General features: G+C 62.2%; 7 protein-coding genes. 3 read left to right on the top strand and 4 right to left on the bottom strand.

Features of this window, described 5'->3' with window-relative positions; genetic code table 11:
* A partial coding sequence (locus tag ACOZK4_RS17225; protein WP_421592945.1) for a pyrroline-5-carboxylate reductase dimerization domain-containing protein occupies nt 1-149 on the top strand: 149 nt, incomplete at its 5' end.
* Nucleotides 150-169: 20 nt separating this feature from the next.
* Nucleotides 170-511, top strand: coding sequence for a tRNA-binding protein (locus tag ACOZK4_RS17220; RefSeq protein ID WP_421592944.1), 342 nt, complete (start codon nt 170-172; stop codon nt 509-511).
* 1 nt (nt 512) lies between these two features.
* Here ACOZK4_RS17220 and ACOZK4_RS17215 read toward each other — a convergent pair whose 3' ends face one another.
* The 4 genes from ACOZK4_RS17215 to ACOZK4_RS17200 form a co-directional block, all read right to left on the bottom strand.
* A complete protein-coding gene (locus ACOZK4_RS17215; RefSeq protein WP_421592943.1) occupies nt 513-1,097 on the bottom strand; it encodes a DUF1349 domain-containing protein in 585 nt (194 codons plus the stop codon).
* Nucleotides 1,098-1,108: 11 nt separating this feature from the next.
* Entirely contained in the window at nt 1,109-2,491 is a 1,383-nt protein-coding gene (locus ACOZK4_RS17210; RefSeq protein WP_313522830.1) for an ATP-binding protein, read from the bottom strand.
* A gap of 91 nt (nt 2,492-2,582) precedes the next feature.
* Entirely contained in the window at nt 2,583-3,290 is a 708-nt protein-coding gene (locus ACOZK4_RS17205; RefSeq protein ID WP_421592942.1) for a response regulator, read from the bottom strand.
* Nucleotides 3,291-3,316: 26 nt separating this feature from the next.
* On the bottom strand, nt 3,317-3,823 hold the full coding sequence (locus ACOZK4_RS17200) for a MarR family winged helix-turn-helix transcriptional regulator (protein ID WP_421592941.1): 507 nt from the start codon (nt 3,821-3,823) through the stop codon (nt 3,317-3,319).
* Nucleotides 3,824-4,058: 235 nt separating this feature from the next.
* Between ACOZK4_RS17200 and ACOZK4_RS17195 the strand changes: the two genes are divergently transcribed.
* Nucleotides 4,059-4,936, top strand: an 878-nt coding sequence (locus tag ACOZK4_RS17195; RefSeq protein WP_421592940.1) for a branched-chain amino acid aminotransferase, incomplete at its 3' end; no start/stop codon positions are given.

Below are 4,936 nucleotides of genomic sequence, written 5' to 3'. Positions count from 1 at the left end.
ACGCCAGCCGTCTGCGCCAGAACGTGACTTCGCCTGGCGGCACCACCGCCGCTGCTCTTTCGGTCCTGATGGCCGAGGACGGCATGCAGCCGCTCTTCGACAAAGCGATCGCCGCTGCCCGCACGCGGGCCGAAGAACTGGCGGGCTGATCGGCTTACTAGGAAACTCCATGACCGAGACCATCACCTATCCGGATTTCGAGCGGGTCGACATCCGTGTCGGCACGATCATTGAGGCGCTGCCCTTTCCGGAAGCCCGCAAGCCGGCCTACAAGCTGACGATCGATTTCGGCCCCGAAATCGGCACCAAGAAGTCGTCGGCGCAGATCACCGTGCACTATACGCTGGAAGAACTCGTCGGTCGTCAGGTGCTGGCCGTCGTCAACTTCCCGCCGCGCCAGATCGGGCCGGTGCGTTCGGAAGTATTGACCCTCGGCTTCGAGGATGACACCGGCGCCATCGTGCTTGCCGGCGTCGGCCAGCCGGTGCCGAACGGCAAGAAGATGTGCTGAGTTAGTGGATTTCCCGTGACAGCGGCGGCCCGAGGTGGAAGTCGGTGAACTCCGCCTGAAAACCCTCACGCTGCGGCGAACAGGCCATCACGCCGACCGACACATCCGAAAATTCCGGCGGGAAATAGGCGAGGCGCGCCATGCGCCAGTCCGTCATCGCGTCCGTTCGATACTGGATGAACAACGCGTCGCCATTGCGTGTGACGCGCACCGAGATCAGATCGAAATCATGCTCGATGCGGAAGGCCGACCAATCGGAATGGCCGCGCGTGACCACGACGCTGAAATGCTTGGCGCCATCGGTGAATTCGATGCCGCATTTCATCCAGCAGGTCTCGTCCTTGCGGACCATCAGGCCGGCCTGGTCGTAGAGCGTTTCGTAGGCGCCGCGAAAGGTCGTCTCCAGCGTGAAGTCGCCCGTCCAAGTTCGATTCAGGAAGTGGCCGTTATCAGGCTGGAAGCCGTAATAGGTGCGCTGCCAGAAGTCGCTCTTGAGCGCGGTTTTCACATGCAGATGACCATCCCGGAGTTCGCTGGCGAGCGGCGGGTTGAGCCAGGTCAGGTCGTCGAGGCTGAAGGTGCTCATCAAAAAATCCGTCAGGCGGGAATGCGGATGGTGGCGCGCAGGCCGCCCATCGGGCTGTCCGACAGGGTGACGTTGCCGCCGTGGCTGCGGGCGATGTCGCGGGCGATGGCAAGGCCGAGGCCGGTGCCGGAGGCGTCGAGATTGCGCGCTTCGTCGAGCCGGAAGAATGGCTTGAAAACGTCGTCGCGCGAGCGTTCCGGAATGCCCGGTCCGTCGTCATCGACGGTGATCGTCAGCCACTTCGCGCGGTGACGCGCTTCGACATGCACGGTCTTGGCATAGCGCAGCGCATTCGAGACGAGGTTGCCGACAAGCCGGCCGAAGGCGTTGGGACGCACCATGATCTCGTCGTCGCCGTCGATATCGCTGGAAAAGGCGCGCTCGTGCAGCTCCGCTTCCATTGCCAGCTTGTCGAAGAAATCCGAGAGGCGCATTTCGCGGACGTCTTCTTCCACGTCGCCGCGCGCGAAGGCAAGGTAGCCTTCCAGCATGGTCTGCATGTCCTCGACATCCTTGTTGAGGCCCTGCAGGTCGGGATTGTCGCCGGCGAGCGCCAGCTGCAGCTTGAAGCGGGTGAGGATGGTGCGCAGGTCATGGCTGACACCGGTCAGCATCGCCGTGCGCTGTTCCATCTGCCGCTCGATGCGCTCGCGCATGAGAATGAAGGCAAGGCCGGCGCGCCGCACTTCGTCGGCGCCGCGGGGCGCGAAATCCTCCGGCATCTTCTGGCCCTTGCCGAAACTTTCGGCCGCCTTGGCCAGCGTCAGGATCGGGCGGATCTGGCCACGCAGGAAGAGGATCGAAATGGTGATTAGAACGAGCGACGTGCCGACCATCCAGAGCAGGAAGATATGGGTGTTCGACGCATAGGCCTGGCTGCGCCGCGCATAGACCCGCAGGATCTTGTTTTCGAGCTGGATGCGGATTTCGACGAGATTGCTCTCGCCCACCGTGTCGATCCAGAACGGCCGGCGGATTTGCCGGACGATCTCCTCGCTGAGGATTTCATCGAGAATGTTGAAGAACGGCTTCGAGCGCGGCGGCGGCAGGTCGACGCCCGGTTCGACGGAGATGATCAGGTCCAGCCGCTCCCGCGCGATGCGGGTGATCTCGGAATAGTCGGCATCCTGCGGATAGGTCTCGATGAGATCGATGACGCCAGCGATGTCGCGCGTGACGGCGGCCGAGAGGCGCTGGGTGACGAGTTGCCAATGGCGCTCCATGAACACAAAGGCGACGACCGACTGGAGCAGGACCATCGGGATGATGATGATGAGCAGCGAGCGGGCATAGAGGCCCGTGGGCAGCTGCCGGCGCAGCCAGCGCACCACGCGCTTCCAGCCGGCAGCGGGCGCGCGCTCGATATCGCGCTTGAACGTCTCGAAGGTCGTCATCGGACTGGGTTTTCCAAAATCGTGCGCATAGACGGTTGCGAACGGAAAACCGCTTCACACTGTTCCTGGACATGCATGGAATTGCACACGGTCAGCCCTGCTCTACACTCAGTCGGTAGCCGATGCCGCGCACCGTCTGCAGCCACACCGGATTGGATGGATCGTCCTCGATCTTACGCCTCAGGCGGTTGATCTGCACGTCTATAGTACGTTCACCCACCTCTGTTTCTTCGCCGATCAATTCATGGCGCGGGATGGTTTCGCCCGCACGCAGCGAAAACAGCAGCATGATCTCCTGTTCGCGGTCGGTGAGGCGAATGGCGTCGCCGCCGCGCCTCAGCTCCTTGCGCACGATGGAGAAGGTGTAGGGGCCGAACATAACCTGTTCGATCTTCGGCGTGGTCGGTGGCGCGTTGCGCTTCAGGATGTTGTTGATGCGCAGCACCAGTTCGCGCGGCTCGAAGGGCTTGGAGAGATAGTCGTCCGCGCCGGCCTCCAGCCCCTCGATGCGGGCCTTGGATTCGGCAAGCGCCGTCAGCATGAGGATCGGCACGGGGCGGATATCGCGCAGGCTCTTGGTCAGCGACAGGCCGCTTTCGCCCGGCATCATCACGTCCATGATGATGAGGTCGAAATCCAGGCCGCGCAGCTTGCGCCGTGCCTCGTCCGCGTCGCCCGCGACCGTCACGCGAAAACCCTGCTCCTTGAGATAGCGGTTCAGAAGTTCGCGGATACGGGTGTCGTCGTCGACGACGAGCAGATGGGATGCATCGTCGGAGGGCGCGCCGGCAGCGGTCATCGTCTTCTCCTCCTGTCTGTCCGTTCTCATTCGCTCTTGGCGTTCTGCATGCCGGCGAGGAATTTCACCACAGCCCGGCGGTCGCCGGCATTCATATCCTCGAATGCACGGGCGATGCGGCGGGATTGCGGCTCGGCGAGTGCTAGCGCCAGTTCACGTCCCGCCTTGGTCGGGTAGAGCTTGCGCTGGCGGCGATCCTCGGGGCCTGCCACCTGCTGGATATAGCCGGAATCGATCAGCTCCTTCAAGACGCGCGCCAGGCTCTGCTTGGTGATCTTCAGCGTATCGAGCAGGTCCGCCACCGTCATGCCCGGCTCGCGGTTGACGAAATGCACGACGCGGTGATGCGCGCGGCCGAAACCGCTCGTCGCCAGAATGGCGTCCGGATCGGAAATGAAGTCGCGATAGGCGAAGAACAGGCCTTCGATGATCTCGAAGTCGATGCGCCCGTCGCCCGTCATCACGTCGCGGTGCAGCTCGTTTGCGCCATGTTTGTCCGGCGTCTGTCGGGCTGCGTTGTCATTTCCTTTCATGCCTTGCCGTCCCCGCGTAATTTATGGAAAAATATGTCAGCATTGTTGACATATTTTCCCCTCGTTGTTAGGGTCCGCACCATAAATTGCGGTCCCGGGCGCCGTTGTCAGATGTTTTCCCGGCTACCAATCCGGACTATCCTATACGCAGGTAATCCTGCCTGTTTCTGGTTAGACCGCAACTGGCGAAACAATCAACAGAAAGAATGGCGTGCGAGCGCCGGAGGATGACACCATGGCAGTTCCTTTCGATCAGCTGGACGGACAAATCTGGTTCAACGGTGAATTCGTCGACTGGAAGGACGCGAAGATTCACGTGCTGACGCACGGCCTGCACTATGCCAGCGCGGTGTTCGAAGGAGAGCGCGCCTATGGCGGGCGCATCTTCAAGCTCACCGAGCATAACCAGCGCCTGCACGCGTCGGCCGAAATCCTCGGTTTCAAGATTCCCTATTCCGTCGAGGAGCTGGATGCGGCGACCGTCGAACTCCTGAAGCGCCAGGGGTTCTCCGAAGCCTATGCGCGGCCGATCGCCTGGCGCGGCTCGGAGATGATGGGCGTTTCGGCGCAGAACAACCGCATCAACGTCGCCATCGCCATCTGGCAGTGGGGCAGCTACTTCAATCCGGCCGAAAAACTGAAGGGCATCCGCCTCGACATCGCCGAGTATCGCCGCCCCGATCCGAAGACCGCGCCGTCCAAGTCGAAGGCCGCCGGCCTCTACATGATCTGCACGATCTCCAAACACGCCGCCGAAGCCAAGGGCTATGCGGATGCGCTGATGCTCGACTATCGCGGCCAGGTGGCGGAAGCGACCGGCGCGAACGTGTTCTTCGTCAAGGATGGCGTCATCCACACGCCGGTGCCGGATTGTTTCCTCGACGGCATCACCCGCCGCACGGTGATCGAGCTCGCCAAGCGTCGCGGCTACCAGGTGGTCGAGCGCGTGATCATGCCCGAGGAATTGTCGGATTTCTCCGAGTGCTTCCTGACGGGCTCTGCCGCCGAGGTGACGCCGGTCTCGGAAATCGGACCGTATCGCTTCACGCCGGGCACGATCTCAGAAAACCTGATGAACGACTACATGAAGGAAGTCTATCCGGTCGCGGCCGC

The sequence above is a fragment of the Shinella sp. M27 genome (assembly GCF_049199905.1).
In the GTDB taxonomy this organism is placed as follows: Bacteria; Pseudomonadota; Alphaproteobacteria; order Rhizobiales; family Rhizobiaceae; genus Shinella.
The sequence above is the reverse complement of the archived record's forward strand: the minus strand, read 5'-3'. Positions and strand labels throughout refer to the sequence as shown.

Coding starts and splice junctions, on each gene's coding strand:
- ACOZK4_RS17220 (WP_421592944.1), top strand. CDS start 170: ATGACCGAGACCATCACCTATCCGGATTTCGAGCGGGTCGACATCCGT.
- ACOZK4_RS17215 (WP_421592943.1), bottom strand. CDS start 1,097: ATGAGCACCTTCAGCCTCGACGACCTGACCTGGCTCAACCCGCCGCTC.
- ACOZK4_RS17210 (WP_313522830.1), bottom strand. CDS start 2,491: ATGACGACCTTCGAGACGTTCAAGCGCGATATCGAGCGCGCGCCCGCT.
- ACOZK4_RS17205 (WP_421592942.1), bottom strand. CDS start 3,290: ATGACCGCTGCCGGCGCGCCCTCCGACGATGCATCCCATCTGCTCGTC.
- ACOZK4_RS17200 (WP_421592941.1), bottom strand. CDS start 3,823: ATGAAAGGAAATGACAACGCAGCCCGACAGACGCCGGACAAACATGGC.